General features: G+C 32.2%; 20 protein-coding genes and 1 riboswitch. Of the genes, 13 read left to right on the plus strand and 7 right to left on the minus strand.

Annotated elements, in window-relative coordinates:
• Positions 1–18: 18 nt before the first annotated feature.
• Complete coding sequence (locus B0A78_RS07760; protein WP_065213001.1) at positions 19–333, plus strand: TSUP family transporter; 315 nt, start codon at positions 19–21, stop codon at positions 331–333.
• A gap of 350 nt (positions 334–683) precedes the next feature.
• Complete coding sequence (locus B0A78_RS14855; RefSeq protein ID WP_097609544.1) at positions 684–962, plus strand: hypothetical protein; 279 nt, start codon at positions 684–686, stop codon at positions 960–962.
• A 3-nt stretch (positions 963–965) separates the two neighbouring features.
• Here B0A78_RS14855 and B0A78_RS14860 read toward each other — a convergent pair whose 3' ends face one another.
• On the minus strand, positions 966–1,211 hold the full coding sequence (locus B0A78_RS14860) for a hypothetical protein (protein WP_097609545.1): 246 nt from the start codon (positions 1,209–1,211) through the stop codon (positions 966–968).
• Between the two features lie 165 nt (positions 1,212–1,376).
• Here B0A78_RS14860 and B0A78_RS14865 point away from each other — a divergent pair, with 165 nt between their 5' ends.
• From B0A78_RS14865 to metF, 5 genes are all read left to right on the plus strand, one after another.
• Complete coding sequence (locus tag B0A78_RS14865; protein WP_081278985.1) at positions 1,377–1,655, plus strand: hypothetical protein; 279 nt, start codon at positions 1,377–1,379, stop codon at positions 1,653–1,655.
• 7 nt (positions 1,656–1,662) lie between these two features.
• Positions 1,663–4,071 (plus strand): bifunctional aspartate kinase/homoserine dehydrogenase I, encoded by a 2,409-nt coding sequence (gene thrA / locus B0A78_RS07780; protein WP_097609546.1) that lies wholly within the window; start codon positions 1,663–1,665, stop codon positions 4,069–4,071.
• Positions 4,072–4,200: 129 nt separating this feature from the next.
• A riboswitch (SAM riboswitch) is annotated at positions 4,201–4,319 on the plus strand.
• A gap of 82 nt (positions 4,320–4,401) precedes the next feature.
• Positions 4,402–5,391: a homocysteine S-methyltransferase family protein gene (locus B0A78_RS07785; protein ID WP_077225626.1), complete on the plus strand. Its 990-nt coding sequence runs from the start codon at positions 4,402–4,404 to the stop codon at positions 5,389–5,391.
• Positions 5,392–5,395: 4 nt separating this feature from the next.
• Complete coding sequence (locus tag B0A78_RS07790) at positions 5,396–8,473, plus strand: vitamin B12 dependent-methionine synthase activation domain-containing protein (RefSeq protein ID WP_097609547.1); 3,078 nt, start codon at positions 5,396–5,398, stop codon at positions 8,471–8,473.
• A gap of 475 nt (positions 8,474–8,948) precedes the next feature.
• The gene (metF, locus tag B0A78_RS07795) at positions 8,949–9,905 is read left to right on the plus strand and encodes a methylenetetrahydrofolate reductase [NAD(P)H] (protein ID WP_014164912.1); all 957 of its coding nucleotides are present in this window, start codon (positions 8,949–8,951) and stop codon (positions 9,903–9,905) included.
• A gap of 78 nt (positions 9,906–9,983) precedes the next feature.
• Here the strand turns inward: metF and B0A78_RS07800 are convergent, their stop codons facing one another.
• Positions 9,984–10,844, minus strand: coding sequence for a hypothetical protein (locus tag B0A78_RS07800; RefSeq protein WP_014164911.1), 861 nt, complete (start codon positions 10,842–10,844; stop codon positions 9,984–9,986).
• A 112-nt stretch (positions 10,845–10,956) separates the two neighbouring features.
• Between B0A78_RS07800 and B0A78_RS07805 the strand changes: the two genes are divergently transcribed.
• The 3 genes from B0A78_RS07805 (at position 10,957) to dnaG (ending at position 16,637) form a co-directional block, all read left to right on the plus strand.
• Positions 10,957–11,937, plus strand: coding sequence for a polyprenyl synthetase family protein (locus B0A78_RS07805; RefSeq protein ID WP_014164910.1), 981 nt, complete (start codon positions 10,957–10,959; stop codon positions 11,935–11,937).
• Between the two features lie 1,316 nt (positions 11,938–13,253).
• Positions 13,254–14,492 carry a hypothetical protein gene (locus B0A78_RS07810; RefSeq protein ID WP_065213006.1) on the plus strand — a complete coding sequence of 413 codons (1,239 nt, stop codon included), beginning with the start codon at positions 13,254–13,256 and terminating at the stop codon, positions 14,490–14,492.
• A gap of 165 nt (positions 14,493–14,657) precedes the next feature.
• The gene (gene dnaG, locus B0A78_RS07815; protein WP_014164907.1) at positions 14,658–16,637 is read left to right on the plus strand and encodes a DNA primase; all 1,980 of its coding nucleotides are present in this window, start codon (positions 14,658–14,660) and stop codon (positions 16,635–16,637) included.
• A gap of 214 nt (positions 16,638–16,851) precedes the next feature.
• On the opposite strand, the gene B0A78_RS07820 is transcribed toward dnaG, so the two are convergent.
• The 3 genes from B0A78_RS07820 to nadE all read right to left on the minus strand — a co-directional run bounded on the left by B0A78_RS07820 (position 16,852) and on the right by nadE (position 19,425).
• Positions 16,852–17,793 carry a hypothetical protein gene (locus B0A78_RS07820; RefSeq protein ID WP_014164906.1) on the minus strand — a complete coding sequence of 314 codons (942 nt, stop codon included), beginning with the start codon at positions 17,791–17,793 and terminating at the stop codon, positions 16,852–16,854.
• 98 nt (positions 17,794–17,891) lie between these two features.
• On the minus strand, positions 17,892–18,521 hold the full coding sequence (locus B0A78_RS07825) for a response regulator transcription factor (protein WP_014164905.1): 630 nt from the start codon (positions 18,519–18,521) through the stop codon (positions 17,892–17,894).
• Positions 18,522–18,618: 97 nt separating this feature from the next.
• The gene (nadE, locus tag B0A78_RS07830) at positions 18,619–19,425 is read right to left on the minus strand and encodes an NAD(+) synthase (RefSeq protein WP_014164904.1); all 807 of its coding nucleotides are present in this window, start codon (positions 19,423–19,425) and stop codon (positions 18,619–18,621) included.
• A gap of 97 nt (positions 19,426–19,522) precedes the next feature.
• On the opposite strand from nadE, the gene gldB reads away from it, so the two are divergent.
• From gldB to B0A78_RS07845, 3 genes are all read left to right on the plus strand, one after another.
• Entirely contained in the window at positions 19,523–20,488 is a 966-nt protein-coding gene (gldB, locus tag B0A78_RS07835; protein ID WP_065213007.1) for a gliding motility lipoprotein GldB, read from the plus strand.
• A 73-nt stretch (positions 20,489–20,561) separates the two neighbouring features.
• A complete protein-coding gene (gene gldC / locus B0A78_RS07840) occupies positions 20,562–20,897 on the plus strand; it encodes a gliding motility protein GldC (protein WP_014164902.1) in 336 nt (111 codons plus the stop codon).
• A gap of 13 nt (positions 20,898–20,910) precedes the next feature.
• Positions 20,911–21,504 (plus strand): hypothetical protein, encoded by a 594-nt coding sequence (locus B0A78_RS07845; RefSeq protein WP_123906717.1) that lies wholly within the window; start codon positions 20,911–20,913, stop codon positions 21,502–21,504.
• A gap of 132 nt (positions 21,505–21,636) precedes the next feature.
• On the opposite strand, the gene yihA is transcribed toward B0A78_RS07845, so the two are convergent.
• Both yihA and B0A78_RS07855 read right to left on the minus strand, forming a co-directional pair.
• A complete protein-coding gene (yihA, locus tag B0A78_RS07850) occupies positions 21,637–22,263 on the minus strand; it encodes a ribosome biogenesis GTP-binding protein YihA/YsxC (RefSeq protein ID WP_065213008.1) in 627 nt (208 codons plus the stop codon).
• A 36-nt stretch (positions 22,264–22,299) separates the two neighbouring features.
• Positions 22,300–23,070 carry an alpha/beta fold hydrolase gene (locus tag B0A78_RS07855; RefSeq protein WP_014164899.1) on the minus strand — a complete coding sequence of 257 codons (771 nt, stop codon included), beginning with the start codon at positions 23,068–23,070 and terminating at the stop codon, positions 22,300–22,302.
• Positions 23,071–23,349 lie beyond the last annotated feature (279 nt).

Below are 23,349 nucleotides of genomic sequence, written 5' to 3' on the forward strand. Positions count from 1 at the left end.
ATTTGAATTTTCTTTGGCATGCCTAAAATTACAAATTATTCTAGTAAATTCAAAATTAAAATGATATTGTTATCTAAAGGAAGAAAGGCAAGTTATGTAGCTGGAACTGTAAGTTTAGCGGAGTTTTTTGTAACATTGGCAGCATCAGTAACTTTTTTTGCGTCATTAGGAATTAGTCATTGGTATATTATTCTAGGATTAATACTTGGAGGATCGCTAGCAGCACCTATAGGAGCTAGATTTGCGGGTAGGTTACCTCAAAAAGCAGCTCTGTTAATAGTCTCATTTTTGGTTATTCTATTCAGTATTAAAATGCTATTAAGGATGTTTTAGAAATTAATGTTTTAGTAGAAATAAAAATTAAATTTAAGTTGTTTTTTAGTATTTAATTCTTATTTTTTTGCTTTTTAATAATTAAATTTAGAAAAATAATCTATAAAATTTAATGTAAAAGAATTTGGTTATAGATTTGCTTCCGCGTAAATGAATGGAATGTAAGTAAGAAATGATAAAAAATAGATTCGTAATAATGATAAATATTCTTATAGGTATGTCTATGTATACCTTAAAAAAGTATTGCCTAAATCAATCGAGTTGAATTTTTAAAAACTTAATAATTAAACCCTTTTGGTACTAGAGCCAAAAGGGTTTTTTCTTATAAGCTACAAAATTTTAATAAAAATATGGATAATTGTTGTCAAATAGATTTTTTTAGTTTTACATTACAATCAGGTAAAACAATTCCCTTTTTGCCTCTATTGTATCAATCCTTTGGGCCAAAAATCAATACGGCTCCTGTAGTTCTGATTAATCATGCTTTAACAGGTAATTCAAATGTAACAGGTGAAAATGGCTGGTGGAATAAATTGGTAGGATATAATCAAGTGATTGATCTAAATGCGTTTACAGAATTGCTTTCAATGTGCCAGGTAATGGATATGCTACGGTTTTTTAATTGTTGATTATCAGTGTTTTATAGCAAAAGATATAGCTAGAGTTTTTTGGAAAGGATTAGAAATTTTAGGAGTTACAAAACTATTTGCCATTGTAGGAAGGAGTTTAAGAGGAGGGATTGCTTGGGAAATGGCATTTTTAAAACCTACAACGATTGGGTGTTTAATCCCCATAGCCTCAAACTGGAAAGCAGATGATTGGTTGATAGGGAATGTTAAAGCGCAAGAAAATATACTTAATAATTGAGTCAATCCCATAGAAGATGCTCGAGCACACGCTATGTTATTATATCGTTCTCCTAAATCTTTGAATCGAAAATTTGAAAAAGAAAAAGTTTCTGATTCAGAATATAAAATCTAAAATTGGTTAAACTATCACGGTAAAACCTTAAAAAAAGGTTTCATTTAAAATCATACTTATTAATGAATCATTTGCTAAAAACAATAGGAGTGCATTTATCTATACAGGATGTAGAACGTATTTTAGAAACAACAACCATACGGATTTGCCAAGTATGTATTGATTCGGATTATTGGTTTATAGCGAATGGAAACAAAGAATTGCATAAAAAGTTTTCACAACAATTTGAAAAAATGCAGTTGTTTGAAATTCAATCCATTCATGAGCTTGATGCTTTTTTGATGGAATACGAAAAATTAAAAGAGATATTAAAACCAATATTTACAAACACAACAAAATAAATAAAGTATGCAAGTCTTAAAATTTGGAGGAAAATCACTCAGTAATGGTTTAGGAATTAATCAAGTAGTCTCTATTATTGCTAAAAAATATTACGGTAATGAACAGATTGTAGTAGTAGTGTCAGCGCGAGGTAATGCCACTAATGAGCTAATTGAAATTTTAGAGCAAGCAAAGAAAGGCAATGATTATAAGAAACTATGGAATCTTTTTAAAGAATATCAAAGCCTTGGAAGTTCATTTTCTTTTAAAAAGGAATGGACTACTTTAGAAAAATTATTTGAAGAAGTACGCTTGTTAGCCGATTATACTGATAAAACAAAAGACGTAGTAGTGTCTTTTGGAGAAGTTTTATCCGCCAAATATTTAACCGATTTGTTGATTCGAAAAGAAATACAAGCTGAGTTTGTAGATGCGCGTCAGTTAATTACAACCGATGATAATTTTGGAAATGCAAAGCCTATAGAGAGTATTACGCGGGCTAAAGTATTGGGGTGTTTCGCAAAAAATAAAGAATCTGTTAAAATAGTAACAGGGTACATTGGCTCTACTCAAAAAGGAGAAACCACTACTTTAGGACGAAATGGAAGCAATTTTACAGCGTCATTATTGGCTAATTGTTTAGAGGCAAAAGAGTTACAAAATTATACCCATGTTGATGGAATTTATACAGCAGACCCAAATTTAGTTGCTGATGCAAGAAAAATAAAGAGCTTATCTTTCTTAGAAGCTAATGAATTAGCAAACTTGGGAGCTACTATTTTACATGCTAAAACAATTATTCCTCTAGCCGAAAAAAATATTCCACTACGAATTTTAAATACTTTTAATCCTGATAGCGAAGGAACTCTAATAACAGCTGAACAAACTTCAGAAGGAATAAAGTCATTAACCGTATTAAATGAGGTGGCATTAGTTAATTTTGAAGGAAGAAGATTGTTAGGTAAAAAAGGAATAGATGCGCGAATTTTTAAAGTTTTGGCTGATAACCAAATAAGTGTTAGTGTTGTTTCTCAAGAGGCTTCAGAAAGAGGAATTGGATTCATAATAAATGCTGATAGGGCACAGGAAGCCTTAGTACATCTGAAAAAAGAATTTGAAAATGATTTGTACTTAAAAGACGTAAATTTAATTTCGGTTAGAGAAGATGTGGCTGTTATATCTATAATTGGTCAGGATTTGAGTACGTTTCATAAATCGTATTCTTCATTAATTAAAAATAAAATTATCTCTATACTCTTTAATAAAACAACGACAGGTAAAAACGTAAGTTTAGTTGTTGAAAAAGAAAATTTCAAAAGAGCTTTAAATGTTATTCATGAAGAAATTTTTGGTACACTTAAAAAGATTAATATAGTCATTTTTGGGCACGGAACTGTAGGAGGGACATTAATACAACAGATTTTAGATTCTAAAGAAAATATTCAAAACAGAAAAGAAATTAAGCTAAATATTTTTGCTATAGTCAATTCAAAAAAGACCATTATAAACAAAAAAGGAATAGGGTATAATTGGAAAGAACTGTTTCAAACAAAAGCTCTTAATTATTCAGTTAAAGAAATAATAGCTTTTGCCCATGAAAATTATTTAGAAAATTTAATTATGGTAGATAATACAGCTAATAAAGATTTTGTGCAAAATTACCAGACTTTTATAGAAAATGGTTTTGATGTAGTTTCTTCAAATAAAGTAGCTAATACATTAAGGTATGATTCATATAAAAAACTTAGAAAAGCATTAGATAAAAACCAAAAGAGTTACTTGTATGAGACAAATGTAGGCGCTGGGTTGCCATTGATAGATACGATCAAATTATTGCATTTATCAGGAGAAAACATTACAAAAATAAAAAGTGTTTTTTCGGGTTCATTAAGTTCTATATTCAATCATTTTTCAGTAGAAGAAAAACCATTTAGCGAAGTCTTGAAAGAGGCTATTGCAAAGGGTTACACAGAGCCAGATCCAAGAGAAGACTTATGTGGAAATGATGTAGCTAGAAAATTATTGATTTTAGCTAGAGAATTAGACTTGCAAAATGAATTTGATGAAATACATATTCAAAATTTAATACCAGAACCATTACGAGAAATTCCTACAGAAGAATTTCTTCAAAGTTTAGAACAATTAGATGGATATTATAATGAAGTAAAGCGTAATCAAACTATCGGAAATGTGCTGCGTTATGTAGGTGAGCTTTCTAGAGACTTACAGCAAGATAAGGGTAATTTAGAGGTTAAGTTAGTATCGGTATCAGAGAGTTCTGCTTTAGGTCAATTAAAAGGATCTGATTCGATTTTTGAAATCTATACCGAGTCTTACGGAGAACGCCCTATTGTGATTCAAGGAGCAGGAGCAGGAGCTTCGGTTACAGCAAGAGGGGTTTTTGGAGATATTTTAAGAATAGCAGATAAAAATTAGATTTTTAATCTATAAAAGAATGTTTGTTTAGTTTTTATGCTTGATAAATATTTTTTTTATAGTACTTTTTAGAAAAATTTTCAATTTTAAAATAATAGTAATACATTTGCAAAGTTCATAATTTTAGTATCGTTATCACGAAAGCGGGAGGGAATAGACCCTATGATCGCTTAGCAACCCTACACTTGTAGAAGGTGCTGCATTCTACCTTTTCAATTGATTTTTTTTCAGAAAAGGCAAGATAACCAGAGTAATTTTCTCTCTCTTTTAAGATAACATAATAAAATTTTTTGCCCCATTGGCATCTAACGCCTATTATGTAACATTTTTATGTCAAAAATTCATTCGGAAATTAAAAATAGAATCCTAGTCCTTGATGGTGCTATGGGAACCATGTTGCAACGCTATAAATTTGAGGAAGAAGATTTTCGTGGTGATCGTTTCAAGGATTTTCCACATCCGTTAAAAGGAAATAACGATTTACTTTCTTTAACACAGCCAGAAGCCGTTAAAGAGGTACATCGTTTGTATTTTCAGGCAGGAGCTGATATTGTGGAAACCAATACATTCTCTGGAACAACCATCGGAATGGCAGATTATCACATGGAAGATTTAGTGTATGAGCTGAACTACCAGTCGGCAAAGATTGCCCGTGAAGTAGCAGATGAATTTACAGATAAACCAAGGTTTGTTGCAGGTTCCATTGGTCCTACAAACCGTACAGCATCCATGTCGCCTGATGTTAATGATCCTGGTTATAGAGCAGTAACATTTGATGATTTGCGCATAGCTTATAAACAGCAGGTAGAAGCTCTTTTAGATGGAGGATGCGATTTGTTATTAGTAGAAACAATTTTTGATACACTAAACGCTAAAGCAGCTTTATTTGCCATTGAAGAAGTTAAAGAAGAACGTAATATTGAGGTGCCTATCATGGTTTCTGGAACAATCACAGATGCTTCAGGACGAACTTTGTCTGGGCAAACTGTCGAAGCATTTTTGATTTCTATATCGCATATCCCGTTATTGAGCGTTGGTTTTAATTGTGCTTTAGGAGCTGACCTGCTAAAACCGTATTTAAAAACACTAGCACACAATACGTCATTCAATGTTTCGGCACACCCTAATGCTGGATTGCCTAATGCTTTTGGAGAATATGATGAATCGCCAGAACAAACACAAGCATTTATAAAAGAGTATTTAGAAGAAAATTTAGTAAATATAATTGGAGGTTGTTGTGGGACAACTCCAGAACACATAAAGTTAATGGCAGAAATTGCTAAAAATTACAAGCCTAGAACCCCACAAGTAGTAGATTGATACAATGATTCAGGAAAGAAGAAACTTACTATTATCAGGATTAGAGCCTTTAATAATTACGCCTACTAGTGTTTTTGTAAACGTGGGGGAACGTACTAATGTAACAGGTTCAAGAAAATTCCTTCGATTAATAAAAGAAGAAAAATACGATGAAGCACTAGAAATTGCCAGACAACAAGTTGAGGGTGGTGCTCAAATCATAGATATTAACATGGATGAAGGAATGCTAGATGGCGTACAAGCCATGACTAGATTCTTGAATCTCATTGCCGCTGAGCCAGATATTTCAAGAGTTCCCATCATGATTGATAGTTCAAAATGGGAAATCATCGAAGCAGGACTTAAAGTGGTTCAAGGGAAGTGTGTGGTAAATTCAATCTCTTTGAAAGAAGGAAAAGATACCTTTGTAGCCCATGCTAAATTGATTAAACGATATGGAGCGGCAGTAATTGTAATGGCTTTTGACGAAATTGGCCAAGCTGATAATTATCAACGTCGTATCGAAATTTGTCAAAGATCGTACGATATATTAGTTAATGAAGTAAAATTTCCACCTCAAGACATTATTTTTGATTTGAATATCTTCCCAGTAGCCACAGGAATGGAAGAACATCGATTAAATGCCTTAGATTTTTTTAGAGGCACTAAATGGGTGCGTGAAAATTTACCGCATGCACACATTAGCGGTGGGGTGAGTAATGTATCCTTTTCATTCCGTGGTAATGATGTAGTGCGTGAAGCCATGCATTCTGTTTTCTTGTATCATGCCATTCAACACGGAATGACCATGGGAATCGTAAATCCAGAAATGTTGACCATTTATGATGATATTCGAAAAGATTTACTTGAACACGTCGAAGATGTTATCTTAGATAGAAGAGACGATGCAACAGAGCGTCTCTTGGATTTTGCCGAAAGTGTAAAAGGAGAAGTTAAAACCGCAGAAAGATCAGGACAAGAATGGCGACAAGGTTCCGTTCAGGAACGTTTAACACACTCATTAGTCAAAGGTGTAGATGAATTTATAGAGATTGATGTTGAAGAAGCTCGTTTGACTGTAACTCGTCCTATTGAAGTGATTGAAAATCACTTGATGAACGGAATGAATGTAGTGGGTGATTTATTTGGAAGCGGAAAAATGTTTTTACCACAAGTAGTAAAATCAGCTCGCGTGATGAAAAAAGCGGTGGCATACTTAATGCCGTATATAAGCCCCCCAACCCCCAATGGGGGAGTTGACAAGCAGACATGGAAAACTGCCAGTCCAACTTTATATGCTAAGTTGAAAGAAAGGGCGAAGAAAATGCGCAATAACCCAACAGACGCGGAGAAAATGCTGTGGAACGTGCTTTCAAACAAAGGGATTGATGGTTTTAAATTTAGAAGACAGCATATCATTGGTGAATATATTGTTGATTTTGTATGCCTTGAAAAGCAATTAGTTGTTGAAGTTGATGGAGCTGTGCATGATAATAAGGAACAAATTGAACATGATAGATTCAGAACCGAGTGGCTTGAATCAAAAGGTTTCAAGGTTATAAGATTTAAAAATGATGAGGTTTTAAGTAATCTTTTTCAAACTATTGAAATTATAAATAAAGAGTTGAACACACAGTTAGTAGCTCCCCCTTCGGGGGCGGGGGGGGCTGGTAAAATCTTGATGGCAACAGTAAAAGGCGATGTACATGATATAGGTAAAAATATTGTTTCGGTAGTATTAGCCTGTAATAATTTTGAAATTATCGATTTAGGGGTAATGGTGCCACCAGAAAAAATAATTGAAACTGCTGTTAAAGAGAATGTAGATATTATTGGTTTAAGTGGTTTGATTACCCCTTCGTTAGACGAAATGGTCTATCTAGCGAAAGAACTAGATAAATTAAATATCAAAATTCCAGTCATGATTGGTGGTGCAACAACTTCTAGAGCACATACAGCAGTGAAAATTGCACCAGAGTATAAAGAAACAGTCGTGCATGTAAATGATGCTTCTCGAGCGGTAACTGTGGCGACTAATTTGTTGCAAACGGAGACTAAAGTAAATTATGCTAAATCGTTGCGTGAAGAATACAATACCTTACGAGAAGGATATTTGAACAGAAGTCGGGAGAAGAATTTCTTATCAATTAAAGAGGCGCGCCAAAATAAATTGAAAATCGATTGGAAACTGTATGAACCTGTTAAACCAAACTTTATAGGAAATAAAACCATTGAAGTGGATTTAGCAGAATTAGTTGATTTTATCGACTGGACACCGTTTTTTCAATCTTGGGAATTGTATGGTAAGTTTCCAGCAATATTAAAAGATGAAGTAGTGGGAGAACAAGCTACAGCATTGTTTGCTGATGCACAAGAAATGCTATCCCAAATTGTAAAGGAAAAATGGTTTGTTGCTAAAGGAATTTTGGGAATTTATCCCGCAAATCAAATCAATGATGACGATATTTTAGTGTCTGATGAAAAAGGGGCACCATTGGTTCAATTTTTAACCCTTCGCCAGCAATCACAAAAAACGGTTGGGGCTCCTAATATAGCCTTAGCTGATTTTATAGCGCCAATTGAAGAAATTCAAGATTATATAGGGTGTTTTTGTGTAACTACGGGTTTTGGTGTTGATGAAAAAGCAGCCGAATTTGAAAAGGAATTAGATGATTACAATGCCATTTTAGTTAAAGCGTTAGGTGATCGTTTTGCGGAAGCTTTTGCAGAATATCTTCATTTGAAAGTTCGTAAAGAAATTTGGGGCTATGATGCAAATGAAAATTTGACTAATGACGAATTAATCAAAGAAAATTATAAAGGAATTCGACCAGCACCAGGATATCCTGCCTGTCCAGATCATCTCGAAAAGCCTATCATTTGGGAGTTGCTAAAAGTAGAAGAAACCATAGGGGTTAAACTCACAGAAAGTATGGCAATGTGGCCTGCTGCATCCGTTTCAGGCTATTATTTTGCAAACCCACAAAGTAAGTATTTTGGGCTTGGTAAAATAAAAGAAGACCAAGTATGCGATTATGCTAAACGCCGAGGGATTTCAGTCGAAGAAGCAACGAAATGGTTGGCACCTAGTATAGCAGATTAAATTAGTCCAAAGTCAAATGTCTAAAGTCATAACGTATTATGTGGCCTTCGACCTTCGACTTTAAGACTTAAATTTATAAAAGTAACAGCACATATAGCAAATGCCAGTATCAAGTAAAAGATTACGCAAACGGAAGAGGAATTTCAGTCGAAGAAGCAACGAAATGGTTGGCACACCTAATATAGCAGATTAAATTAGTCCAAAGTCAAATGTCTAAAGTCATAACGTATTATGTGGCCTTCGACCTTCGACTTTAAGACTTAAATTTATAAAAGTAACAGCACATATAGCAAATGCCAGTATCAAGTAAAAGATTACGCAAACGGAAGAGGAATTTCAGAGGAAGAAGCAACCAAATGGTTGGCACACCTAATATAGCAGATTAAATTAGTCCAAAGTCAAATGTTTAAAGTCATAACGTATTATGTGGCCTTCGACCTTCGACTTTCGACTTTCGACTTTAAGACTTAAATTTATGAAAGTAACAGAACATATAGCAAATGCCAGTGGGAAAACGCAATTTTCCTTTGAAATTTTACCGCCATTAAAAGGACAAAACATTCAATGTATCTTTGATGGGATTGATCCGTTAATGGAATTTAATCCACCTTTTATTGATGTTACCTATCATCGCGAAGAATATGAATATAAGGAGTTAGGCAATGGTTTGTTGCAAAAGAAAATTGTAAAAAAACGTCCAGGAACTGTAGGGATTTGTGCTGGCATACAAAACAAATATAATGTTGATGCTATACCGCATATTTTATGTGGTGGTTTCACAAAAGAAGATACAGAAAATTTATTGATTGACCTTGATTTTTTAGGAATTGATAATGTAGTAGCGTTACGTGGCGATGCCGTGAAAAGCGAAATTTATTTTAAACCAGAAAAGGACGGAAACGGATACGCATCAGAATTGGTGAAACAAATCAGTGATTTGAATAATGGAAAGTATCTGGATGCCGATTTACAAAATACAAATGCCACAGATTTTTGTATAGGAGTGGCGGGATATCCTGAAAAACATATAGAAGCTCCTAGTTTAGATAGTGATATTCATTTTTTAAAACAAAAAATTGCAAATGGAGCAGATTATATCATCACTCAGATGTTTTTTGATAATAAAAAGTTTTTTGATTTTGTGTCAAAATGTAGAAAAGCAGGAATCAATGTTCCTATCATTCCAGGACTGAAACCTATTGCTACAAAAAAACAATTGAATCTTATCCCGCATCGTTTTAGTTTGGAATTACCTGATGATTTAATCATGGCGGTCGTGAAAGCAAAAGACAATGAAGCGGTTAAACAAATTGGTATTGAGTGGTGTATTGCACAAAGTAAAGAGCTCGTAAAAGCTGGAATCCCAGTATTACATTATTATTCTATGGGTAAAGCTGAAAATATTAAGGCGATTGCTAAGGAGGTTTTTTAATTTTAAGTATAAAAAATAAAGGAGAGATTATCTTTAGTATAGTTAATGATCTCTCCTTTGTAGTGCTAGTATGTATAATTATTTTCTAAGAGTAATCTGATAATTTACTCCATTAATTGTTAATGTGGCTTTATCATTACACTCTCCATTTCCAAAGTCTAGAGTAGCTGATGGTTTGTCTAATTTGGAATAAGAAATGATTCCCTTAACAATATGAGGGCAACTTAATTTTACAACTAAAGGAGAAGTAATGTTTGCAATTCTTACAGTTCCACTAGGGAAAACCGTTTCCCAGCCACCCGTAATTTGGTAAACATTGTCAGATAATTCTGGCGTGCCTTGACCTTCAACAATTTCCCTTGTTTTGACTCCTGTTATTTTTAAAATTTTACCATTTTCTAAAGTAACTGTTAAGTTTAAGTCAATCTTAAAAATTAAGTGATCATTAGGATTCGCTGTTGAAACACCTCTCGTGATTGTAATGGTTCGAGTACCTTCTACTTTTATATCATTATGAGAAAAATTCTCAAAACTATAGGTAAGAGTGTGTGAAGTAGCTTTGGGTTGGTATGTGAATTTAATAATGATTTTACCTTTCAATAGGTTGTTATTAGGCATGGCACAACCTGTTGTTCCAAAATTAATAGTTTTTGTAATTATTTGCCCAGGAGTGTAAGGAGCTTGAGGGGATACGCTTATAACGGCACAAGTAGGTGTTTGTCTTTCTGTAGGCGCTGTTCTTGCTGCAAGATTAAGTTCTCCTAACTGCTCAAGTACAACACTTGAAAGGTCTTCAACCGCTGCGTCTGTTTTTACAGAAGCAGACATATCATCTTCAGTGATTTCAGGTGCGTATAGATTTTCATTTTCGTCTTTATTACAACTCATTAGTAGCACAAAAGTGCTAAATAAAGCAACGATAAAATTTTTAGTTCTCATAATCAAAAGGTTTTAGGTTTTACAGGTTAGACTAAAGTACTAAAAAAAGGTTTAATTTTAGTCTGATAATTTTTTTTTTCATATACGAAATTGTTTTACCTTTGAAACCCTGATGGATATTACTTCTCAAATAAAACAACCGATACTTCAGGAAATGGAAATTTTTGAAAAAAAATTCTATTCCTCCATGTCTTCTAAGGTAGCGTTATTAAATAGAATTACCTATTATATTGTGAATAGAAAAGGAAAACAAATGCGTCCTATGTTTGTTTTTCTTACAGCCAAAATGATTTCAGGTGGAGCTGTTTTAGAAAGAACGTATCGAGGAGCATTAGTAATCGAATTAATTCATACAGCCACTTTAGTTCATGACGATGTGGTAGATGACAGTAATCGCCGTCGTGGTTTTTTTTCTATAAATGCACTATGGAAAAATAAAATAGCAGTTTTAGTGGGTGATTATTTATTGTCAAAGGGATTGTTGTTGTCCATAGATAATAGCGATTTTGACTTACTTAAAATCATTTCAGTTGCAGTTCGAGAAATGAGCGAAGGAGAATTACTTCAGATAGAAAAAGCTCGTCGTTTAGATATAACAGAGGAAATATATTATGAAATTATTAGGCAAAAAACAGCAACTCTAATTGCAGCCTGTTGTTCCTTAGCGGCGTGTTCCGTTAGACCTGATGACTCTGTACTAATAGAAAAAATGAGAAAATTTGGAGAGCTTATAGGAATGGCATTTCAAATAAAAGATGATCTTTTTGATTATTCAGAAGAAGCTATAGGCAAACCAACAGGAATTGATATAAAAGAACAAAAAATGACACTTCCGCTCATTTATGTCCTTAATACCTGTAGTTCCAAAGAAAAAAAATGGTTAATTAATTCTATAAAAAACCATAACAAAGATAAAAAGCGCGTAAAAGAAGTTATAGCATTTGTAAAACAAAATAACGGACTTCTATATGCTGAAAACAAAATGATTGAATTTCAACAGGAAGCATTAATGTTGCTTGCTGACTTCCCTGAATCAGATTATAAAAAAGCCTTGATCTTAATGGTTAATTATGTAATTGAAAGAAAAAAATAATTTTTTAAAATACAATGCAACCTTTTTCAATTCTTTGTCGTCTTTATAAGAAGATGACAATGGAATCGTTTGTGCTTATAGACCAATCAAAGGAGTAAAAGTAATCAGTTTTACATCAAGACGAAAAACAATGACAGAAAAAGCTTCGCAATAAGACAGACAGGCGCAGCATCAAATCTATTCAAAATTTGCACCAAAAATGTTAGGTATGTGTCGTCAATATGTCAAAGATTTACAAAAAGAAGAAGACCTAATGATTACAGCTTTTATGAAAGTTTTACAAACCTTGAACGTTTTGAACACAAAGGAGGAAGTTTTGAAGGGTGGATAAGAAGAATTATGATTAATGAGTGCGTTTTCTTTCTTAGAGTTAAAAAGAAGTTTCCTTTCTACAAGATGAAGCTATAGCAGAAGATATATACAATGATATTGAAAATAAATTATCCGTGGAGGCTATCCAGTTTTTAGATATCTTACAAAAAAGAAAAGAGAGAATTACATTGGAAGAAAGAATAGATAGTATAGGTTGTTCTGATAAGAGACATACTACTTAATTTGTATTTGCTGTCGGTATAAATAATTTAAGTACTAATAATTCAATAAATAAATCCGATTTCAGATATTAGGAATCTCATTTTTATGAGTGGGGATTTTCTATAAATTCTCGTATTTCAAAGATCAATAATTTACTACATTTTAAGCATGGTTTCTCCGTTCAGTATAATAATTTAAGACCAACTAACAATCGTTTTTTTGTAGAAGAAGGAGACCAAACTACTCTTAAAACGTTTTCTAACCCCATAAATGACTCAATATTTAAAGTCGTTAATTTAGTTTTCCCCCTGTATTTAGAACTGGATTTCTCGAAATCATCTATAATAAATGAAAAAAATGTTTTCACACACATGAAAGTTTTCGTTTTGGAGTAGGAGGTTTTTTAGAATTTAATTTAAAATCAAAACAATACATAGAATATAAAGAAAACAATCATAACTATGCTCTAGAAGAGAAAGCTAGTTTTAATGTAAATAAATTTGTTTATGGTTTAGGAACTTATATCGGTTATAAAGAAATTAGTTTATACCTAAAATACGATTTAAATCCTATATTTAAGTATAATTGGGTTGATCAAAAAAAAACATCTTTAGGGATTATATTTGATTTAAATTAATTTTATTTGGCATAATTATTGAGAATCTTTCATTGATAAAACATTTTAAATTATTTTTTAACAATTTTTTGTTAATAGAATGGTTGCTTATTAATAAACTAAAAAGTAGTTTTGTCACTATTTTTTACAAATCAAACCCCAAACAATGAGAAAAAAGTTATTAAGTTTACTGTTATTAGTTTTTGCTTCTGGACAGGCGCAAAATGTGCAAGGGATTTATGGTGATTTCAATTGGTTTAATAATTGGACTAATTTTAAACCTAAGACGCAAGATTACGCAGCACCTAACAGAATATTAAACGGAGAAATCGGAGAAAATACAACCCTTAAAAAAGGAACTTACCTAATAATGGGATCTGTATACGTTGTTAATGGAGCTACTCTTACCTTGGAGCCAGGGGTTGTTATGCGTGGCGATTCTGAGTCTAATGGGACCTTAATTATAACTAAAGGATCTAAAATAAAAGCAGAAGGTACAGAAACAGATCCTATTATTTTTACATCAAATAAAGGGACTTCGGATAGAAAATCAGGCGATTGGGGAGGTATTATCATCTATGGTGATGCACCCGTTAATCGTTATGGAGGAATAGTATCCTCTATTTATGATCCCAATCCTAAATACAACCTTTTTGGAGGGAATAATGAAAATAGTGACTCAGGTGTTTTAAAATATGTACGTATAGAGTTTGCAGGAAAAAAACTAAATGAAAAAACCATGTTAAATGGTTTAACTTTAGGAGCTGTAGGAAAAAAAACTAAAATAGAATACGTACAAATTAGTATGGCTAAAGACGATGGATTAGAAGTCGTTGGGGGTGTTTTTGATATGAATAATATTATTTCATTTCAAAATGCTGATGATGATTTTGACTTTTCTATGGGAGCTGTTTGTACAATGAGTAATTCAATAGCCATACGAAATCCTTATATTTCAGATAATACTCGTTCAAGAGTTATGGAAATAGATACTTATGATAAACTAGAAAATTTTGATCCCACTCGTAAAAAAACAGTAGTTAAACTGAATAATGTAACGATGGTTAGTAATGAAGATAATGCCATGGGGTTAGTAAAAGAAGCTATTTCCGTAAAAACAGATTCATTTGTTGAAATTAATAAATGTGTAATTTCGGGTTTCGCTAGTGTAATTGCTATGGATGATAAATATTTGGAAAAAGAAAATTACAAACAAGTAAAAGTAGTTAATTCCGTTATAAATAATTGTACAGAAGTTATTACAAATGAAAATTTGGTAAAAGCAGAAACACAATCAGATTGGTTTACACAAAAAGACAAGGTAAATAGTATTACTAAAATTAGTAATATCAATATGTTTAAAAGTAATGATGTGCGAAAAAAACCAGATTTTAGATTAAAGTAAAAAAAGGTGCCCTTTTTTGGGCACCTTTTTTTTGCTAATATATTCAGGTATCATTAGAGATAACTTTTATATAAGCGATTCCTTTTTTGTATAGATTCGTTTTATTATCTACTAAGACGATCTTTTTTAAAATTGTATATTTGAACCTTTTTTAAAACATTAATCGTGATTTCCAAAAATACAATAGAAACTGTTTTTGAAACCGCTAGAGTAGAAGAGGTTATAGGGGACTTTGTGCAACTAAAAAGAGCAGGTACCAATTTAAAAGGGTTAAGTCCTTTTTCCGATGAAAAATCACCGTCTTTTATGGTGTCTCCAGTAAAACAAATTTGGAAGGATTTTAGCTCAGGAAAAGGAGGGAACGCTGTCACCTTTTTAATGGAGCATGAACATTTTTCTTACCCAGAAGCCATTAGGTATTTAGCAAAAAAATACAATATAGAAATCGAGGAAACAGAGCAATCTACTGAAGAAGTAGCGGTAGCAAATGAAAAAGAAAGTATGTATCTCGTGTCTGAATTTGCTCAAAAATTTTTTCAAGACAAGATGCTTCATACTAATGAAGGGCAAGCTATAGGTCTTTCTTATTTTAAAGAACGAGGATTTACTTTAGACACTATTAAAAAGTTTGGTTTAGGGTTTTCACCAGAAGGATGGGATGTTTTTACCAAAGAAGCCTTAGAAAAAGGCTATAAATTGGAATTTTTAGAAAAAACAGGGTTGACAATAACGAAAGAAGATGGCAGACATTTTGATCGTTTTAAAGGACGTGTTATGTTTCCTATTCAAAGTATGTCTGGACGTGTTTTAGGTTTTGGTGGACGTATTTTAATCAACGATAAAAAAGTAGCTAAATATGTCAACTCCCCAGAAAGTGAAATTTATCATAAGTCCAAAGTATTATACGGTATTTATTATGCTAAGCAAGCTATAGCTAAGCAAGATAATTGTTTTTTATGTGAAGGTTATACTGATGTAATTCAAATGCATCAAGCAGGTATAGAAAATGTAGTAGCCTCATCTGGTACCGCTCTAACTCCAGATCAAATTCGATTGATTAACCGTTTGACCAAAAATGTCACCGTTCTTTTTGATGGCGATGCGGCAGGATTAAGAGCCTCTATTCGAGGAATTGATTTAATACTAGAGGAAGGTATGAATGTAAAAGTATGTACTTTTCCAGACGGAGATGATCCCGATAGTTTTGCAAGAAAAACACCTCATGATGATTTATTGCGTTATCTAGATGAGAATGCAATGGATTTTATTCAGTTTAAAGCTTCTCTTCTTATGAAAGAAGCTAAAAATGATCCTATTAAAAAAGCAGATCTAATTCGTGATATGGTTATTAGTATTGCTAAAATACCCGATCGAATTAAAAGAGAAGTATACATAAAAGAATGCTCACGGATTATGGATATTTCAGAAGAGGTTTTGTTTAATACATTAGCACAATTAGTTCAAAAAGATATTACGGAATCAAATAAAAAATTAAAGCAAGAGCAAAAAGCATTTACCGTTGTTAAAAATGAAGATCAATCTGCTAAATCCAAAATAGATGTTCAATATCAGTTAGAACGTAAGATTATAGAAATTCTTTTACTCTATGGCAATGCAGAAGAAGAATTTACGGATTATCTCTATAAAGCTACTCCTGAAGGCGAATTAAAAGAAATAAAGGAACTTAATATGTATAAAGTATATCAACGAATTTATTTAAGCCTTCAAGAAGATGAAGTAGAGTTGGCAAACCCTTTATTTAGAGCAATCTACAATGAAGTAATGAATTATTATCATCAAAATGAAAAATTTGAAATTGAACATTTTTTGATGCAACTAACGCCTGAATTAGCGCAAGAAGTAACTTCTATTTTAATGGAAGACGAAAAAATGAACTTGCATAATTGGGAGGTTAAGTTGATTTATGTGAAATTAAAAGATCAAACAATTGGACAATATGTAACCGAAACAATTTTGAGTTTGCGATGGTTTTTAGTAAATAAAATTATAGAAGAAGTAAAAGGACAATTATCGCCTGATCCACAAGCTGATAATTCTGAAATTTTATATATGGTAATGGATTATTCAAAGTTAGTAGGTAACTTTTCTAGTAAATTAGGACGTGTTATGTCCCGTTATTCGTAGTGAAAAATATAAGGGAATGTCCGAAAAGTAAAAAGTCATTATAAGTTTTATTGCTCAAATGCTAGTAGGGATTTCTTAGTCAATAATGCTAAATGATTTGCTTTTCCTATCTAAAAGGTATCATTTTAAGGTTAACTAGACGAGGTAATAGCATAAATTAAATGACGTTTTTATGAACTTTTCGAACATTTTCCTCTTTGGGGAATTTTAAAAATTATAACTTAATTATATAGATAGCTCCTTCTCCCATCGCTGGTATAAGCAGATAATTGTTATAGCTGCTAATGTCCGCAGGACCATTAAGATACTTTTTCCCTATTTTACTAGCAAGATCTACTTCTTCACTTTTTTGAGTTGTTGGATTGTATTTAAATAGGAATCCTGTTTCATTGGATCCATTGTAATCTTTACCCCAATCGGATAAATATATGTCATTGTTAATAATGGCTATACCATCTAGACCTCCTAAAGCATTTGGACTATTCACTGCATCGGTATTGATTTTAGAGCTTAAGTCTAATTTTTTCAATGACAATCCATTTGTAAAAGCGCAATTCCATAACGTATTGTCTTTTAAAAATAAGCCATTGGCAAAATTATTTTCACCTATTTTTTCTTTGGTTTTTTCTTTTAGGTTAATTTTATAAATACCGCCATTATTGGTGATACTTGCGTACAAAGTACTGTTGTCATTTCCTTTGACAAGATCGTTTAGTCCTGTGCCTCCTTTTACTGTTAGATCAATTCCTAGGTCACTAAAAGAAATTCGATCTATGAGTTCTCCTGTGTTAATATCTATCCCTTTTAATTCATCTATATCGTTTACCCACAATGTATTGCCTATAAGAACACTACCTTTAGGGGCGTTTAAACTGGTTTTGCTGATGTTTTTCGAGATTAGTTTGCCGTTGATGTCTACTTTGGTAATCATACCGTCTCCGTCCTTTACGTGAGGAGCTAATTGTGCTCCAATATCTGAAATATAAAAATATTCTTTACCATCAAAAAGAATGCTTTCAGGATGACTGAATTCTACGGCTAATTTTCCTGTTGGAAATGTGATTTCGAGGTTAGGGGTTGGAGTATTGTTTTCTTTTGAACATCCTATTAATAAGGTACTTCCTATAAGAGAGGAAAGTAAAAAACTCTTTTTCATAATTATCTTTTTTTTGTTAAGGCAAATTTATGAATAAGAGTTTTCTTGAGTTTTTTGTGATCGTTCAAAAAGTTATTCTAAAAGTTCAAATTTTAGAACTAGACAATTTCTAAAGTTTTAGCTTTATTGACAAGATCTACAAGATTGGTTACATTTAATTTTGCTAATAAACGGAGTTTATAGGTGCTAATAGTTTTTTCATTTAGATTTAAAGCTTCAGCTACTTCTTTGTTTTTTTTACCATTTGATAAATAACGTAATACCTCAATCTCTCTACTAGATAATTTTCTGTAGAGTTGTTCTGGTTTAGATTGTTTTGATATCAAAGCGATGTTTCGTTTTACCGCGTCGCTAAATACAACAGTACCCCTGTTGACTTTTATAATTGTTGAAGCAAGGTTTTCTAATTTTTCTGATTTTTCAACAAATGATGAAACACCTGCTTTTATGGCGTTAGGGGCATATACTTGTTCGTTTAAATTAGAAAACAAAATAATTTTAAGTTTTCGATAATTTTGCAATAAATTTTTAATGCTATTGATGCTGTTTAACCCGTTTAGTTCCATGTCCATGACTAGGATGTCTACCTCTTTACGTTTTAACATCTCTTCAATCATGTCAAAGTTATCCACGATTCCTACTAATGTAATATCAGAATGTTCTTTAAAATATGATTTAATACCATAATGAACCACTGGATGATTATCTGCAAGACCTATCTTTATCATACATTATTTGTTTAAAATTGTGTAAGTACAAAATTACAAATAAAAATATAAAGGCTTGATTATCAATTGTAGAAAATGTTTTACACTTTTGTCGAAATTATTTGAGTTCCTTAGGAATTATACATACAGGAATTGGATTTATTTTATGTTGATTAATGGTGTTTAAGTGTAAGTAAATTTTAAAAACTTCTTTTTCTCTGCCTTCAAAATCGTTACTGATTTTTCCTTTCTCTAATTGTTCCATAGCCCATTCTAATTCGTTATAATTAGCTCCTAATTGATCTTCATCACTTCTATCATCGCCAAATAACCCATCTGTAGGTTTTGCGTTTAAGATGGATTCTGGTATTTCTAGATAAGTTGCTAGAGCGCGAACATCGCTTTTTAATAAGTCTGCTATAGGACTGATGTCTACACCTCCATCTCCATACTTTGTAAAAAAGCCCACCCCAAAATCTTCTACTTTATTGCCTGTTCCTGCTACTAATAAGTTGTTTAAACCTGCTAAGTAATACAAAGATACCATTCGTAAACGTGAGCGGGTATTTGCTAAAGCTAAATGAAGTTTATCTTCATTTTTCGATATCGGAACCTCTTTTTGAAACGTTTCAAAAACGGGAGTCAAATCAACGCGTGTATCGGATACATTTGAAAATCTTGATTTTAATAAATGGATATGTTCGTATGCTCTACTTACATGACTTTCGGCTTGGTGTATGGGCATTTCTACACATAAGGTAGTAAGTCCTGTTTGGGCACATAATGTAGAGGTTAGAGCAGAATCTATTCCACCTGAGATCCCCACAACAAAGCCTTTTACTCCCGCTTTTTCAGCATACTCTTTTAACCAATTTACAATGTGTGTGTTTACTTTTTCTACATTTAGGGTGCTTATTTTTTGCATAACGAGGATAGTATTAAAAACGAATGTATATTTGCAAAAATAATAAAATTACGCCATAAACCGTTTTGAGGTGACCTTAATACAATTAATAGTAAAAATGAAGAAATATATTGCATTAACTTTTATAGTCCTTTCCCTTTTTTCTTGTAAAAAAAATGAAAAAGTACAAGATCAAGCAGAAGAAATGAATGTAAATGTTGTGGTAGATCGTTATGATAAAGCTTTTTTTGAATCAAAACCCTCTGATTTACCCAATTTAAAACAAAAATATCCTTTTTTCTTTCCTCCTCAAGTTGATGAACGATTTTTAGCAGAAAAGATGGTGAACCCACAATGGAGAGCACTATATAAGGAAGTGGAAAAGAGATATGATAATTTTGATCTTGAAAAGAAAAACATAGAAACTCTTTTTAAATATATAAAATACTATTTTCCAAAAACCAAAATACCTAAAGTATATACAGTTATTCAAGACATGGATCCTGATTATAAAGTTATTTATGCTCCCGATAAGAATATGCTAATTATTTCTTTGGAATTGTATTTAGGTAAATCACACCGTTTTTATGAGTACCCTGAATTCTTAAAAAGAAGATTTGAACCCTTACAAATGATGCCTGATATAGTAGATGCATTTGCTCTATATAAAGTTAAACCACCTACAGATCGTGATTTTTTGTCACAAATGATTTATGAAGGAAAAAAACTCTATTTAAAAGATGTTTTGTTGCCTACAACCTTAGATGAAGATAAAATTGCATATACTAAAGAAGAATTAAAATGGTGTGAAGAAAACGATGAAAATATTTGGCGATTTATGGTAGAACAAAAAATGTTATATGATACAAATCCTATGTTGGTTCAAAAATTAATAACACCTGGACCTTTTTCTAAATTTGGACTAGAAAGTGATAATCAAACCCCTGCTCGTATAGGAGCATGGATTGGTTGGCAAATTGTTCGTGCTTATATGGATCAGAATGACACTCCTCTGCAAAAGATGCTTGTTTTAGATGCAAAAGAACTCTTTAAAAAGTCGAAATATAAACCCGTAAAGAGTTAGTCATTAACTCATTATTTAATAAAATGTTTAATACGAATTTAGTTAATTAAATTCTGAAATTCTAAAATTCAAAATGCCAATAACAAAAACATCCGATATCAAGTTTAAAATCTCGTTAGATGAAAATCATATTCCTGAAAAATTGCATTGGACGGCAAAAGATGGAGGAGTGGAAAAGCAAGAAGCAAAAGCCTTTATGCTAAATATTTGGGACAGCAATGTAAAAGAAACAATGCGTATTGATTTGTGGACAAAAGATATGCCTGTAGATGAAATGAAGATATTCTTTCATCAGACATTGGTAGCCATGGCAGATACTTTTGAACGTGCAACCGCTGATGAAAAAATGAGTGCAACGATGCGCGATTTTTGTGATTATTTTGCTGAAAAATTAGAATTAAATAAATAGAAAAATTATAAAAATGTTGAAAAGAAAGTTATCCTTATTTTACATGTGTTTGTTTTTAGTTTCTTGTAGTAAAGAAAATACTATAGGCGTAGCACCTGATAGTAGTAATGGGAATTGTGAGTCGTCAATACCTTTTTTGAAAACGGGCAAGGAAGTTGTATTTAATCTTTTTCAATTTGGAATAAATTCAGGAACAATGAAAATGACTTTTGGTAATTGTAATGGAGAAGGGTTTTTGGTTACAAGAGGATTTTATGACACATTTGGTAAATTACATAGGTCTAGCGTAGATTTAATGAAACAAGAAGGTGATTTTCTTTTGATTGATTCTAATAATGATAAAGATTATTTCTCGAAAAACTATAAAAAAAATGCTAAGTTAAATGAAGAATGGAAATATACTAGATCGGATAAAGCGGTTGTAACACATAAAGTTATAGCTCTAGATTCTGTGATTACGGTGCCAGCAGGAACATTTCATTGTAAAGTATTTAAGTTTTCCACAACAACAGCTATTAATGATTCTTATATTTTCTGGAATGATGACATTGGTAATGTTTATGAAGATACAGGGTTCGTTAAGATGGAACTTAAGTCATTTAAATAAAAAACGATCCGAAAGATTAGAAACCTGTCGTTTCGGTAAAAGGGAGAAATCACATTATCAATATTATGTGATTTCTCCTATCCTAGAAGGATAGACTAGATGTTGAGTTTTGACTTTTCAGACGCTTTCTTTTTATTTGATAAAACTCTCATTATTTTTAAAAATCTCCTGATTTACGTTGTCTATGAATTCTAGAACACCGTCGCGTCCTACTACGTCTAATGATGACGTTATGAAATGTTGTGGCATTTCTTCCCAATTGTTAGCTAATAATGCCTTGCGATAGGCCGCAACATTTTGTTCGGTTTTACCTTTGCTTATTTTGTCAGCTTTTGTAAAAATAATACAAAAAGGAATTCCTATTTCGCCAAGATATGTTATGAATTCTAAATCTATTTTTTGTGCTTCATGGCGTATATCTATTAATACAAAAGCACAAACCAATTGTTCTCTCTTTTCAAAATAATCTGTGATGAATTTCTGAAAGACCTCTTTTGTTTTCTTAGAAACCTTGGCATAACCATATCCAGGTAAATCAACTAAAAACCAATTGTTGTTAATTTTAAAGTGGTTAATTAATTGGGTTTTTCCTGGTTTTGAAGAGGTTTTTGCTAAATTTTTATGGTTGGTTAACATGTTTATCAAAGAAGATTTTCCTACGTTAGATCTTCCTATAAAAGCGTATTCTGGCAAACGTTCTTGTGGACATTTGCTAACAATAGAGTTGCTTATGATAAACTCAGCTGTATTGATTTTCATAGGTGTAAAATAATTCCCCTTGCATGAAGGGGAAAGTTATTGTTTATGTTCTGCTTTTGTTTCTAACCACTCTTCTAGGATTCTATTAAATTCGTCAGGATGTTCCATCATAGCAGCATGGCCGCACTTGTCTATCCAGTACAGAGTAGAATTAGGGAGTAGTTTATGAAACTCTTCTGCTACTTCAGGAGGTGTTACTTTGTCTTGTTTGCCCCAAATAATTCCTGTAGGAACGTGCATTTTGGGTAAGTCTTTGGCCATATTATGGCGAATGGCGCTTTTAGCAATTGTAAGCGTTTTTAAAAGCTTAATTCGATCGTTTACTGTTGCATATACTTCATCAACAATTTCTTTTGTGGCAACAGCAGGATCGTAAAAAACATCTTCTGATTTTTTTTTGATGTATTCGTAATCGCCTCGTTTAGGATAGCTTTCGCCCATAGCACTTTCGTACAAACCTGAACTTCCTGTAATAACTAAACCAGAAACTTTTTCAGGAAAAAGTTTTGTAAAATATAACGCTATATGCCCTCCTAATGAATTGCCTACAAGAACAACTCGATCAAAGCCTTTGTAGTTGATAAAGTTTTTAAGATATACTGCAAATGCTTTTACATTTGTTTTTAATATATTTTGGGTGTATAAAGGTAATTCAGGGATTACCACTTTATAGCCTTTGTTCGGGAAATATTCGGCAACTCCACCAAAATTACTAAGACCGCCCATTAGTCCATGTAAGATTACAATTGGAGTCCCTTCCCCTGCTTCGAAATATTTATACTTACCGTCTTCTATTAAGTGCTCCACTTTATTATTTTATTTTATATGACAAATATAGTGGTTAAAAATGAAAAAATAATTTTTATTGATTTTTTGTGGATAAACTAACTTAAGAGAATACCGTATAAACAAAAATAGAGCATAATTGCTCGATTGAAAAAAATGAATAGAATCCTATAGAATAACTGATGTTGGAAATGTTGAGTACTGAGAAATGGTTGAAAAAAGAAGCGGGCTTATTTAGTTGTAATAAAAAGGAGTGGTGAGTGGTTGTATTTCTGTTTCATCCAGATTACGTGTTGGACT

Source organism: Flavobacterium columnare NBRC 100251 = ATCC 23463, assembly GCF_002530675.1.
Taxonomy (GTDB): domain Bacteria; phylum Bacteroidota; class Bacteroidia; order Flavobacteriales; family Flavobacteriaceae; genus Flavobacterium; species Flavobacterium columnare.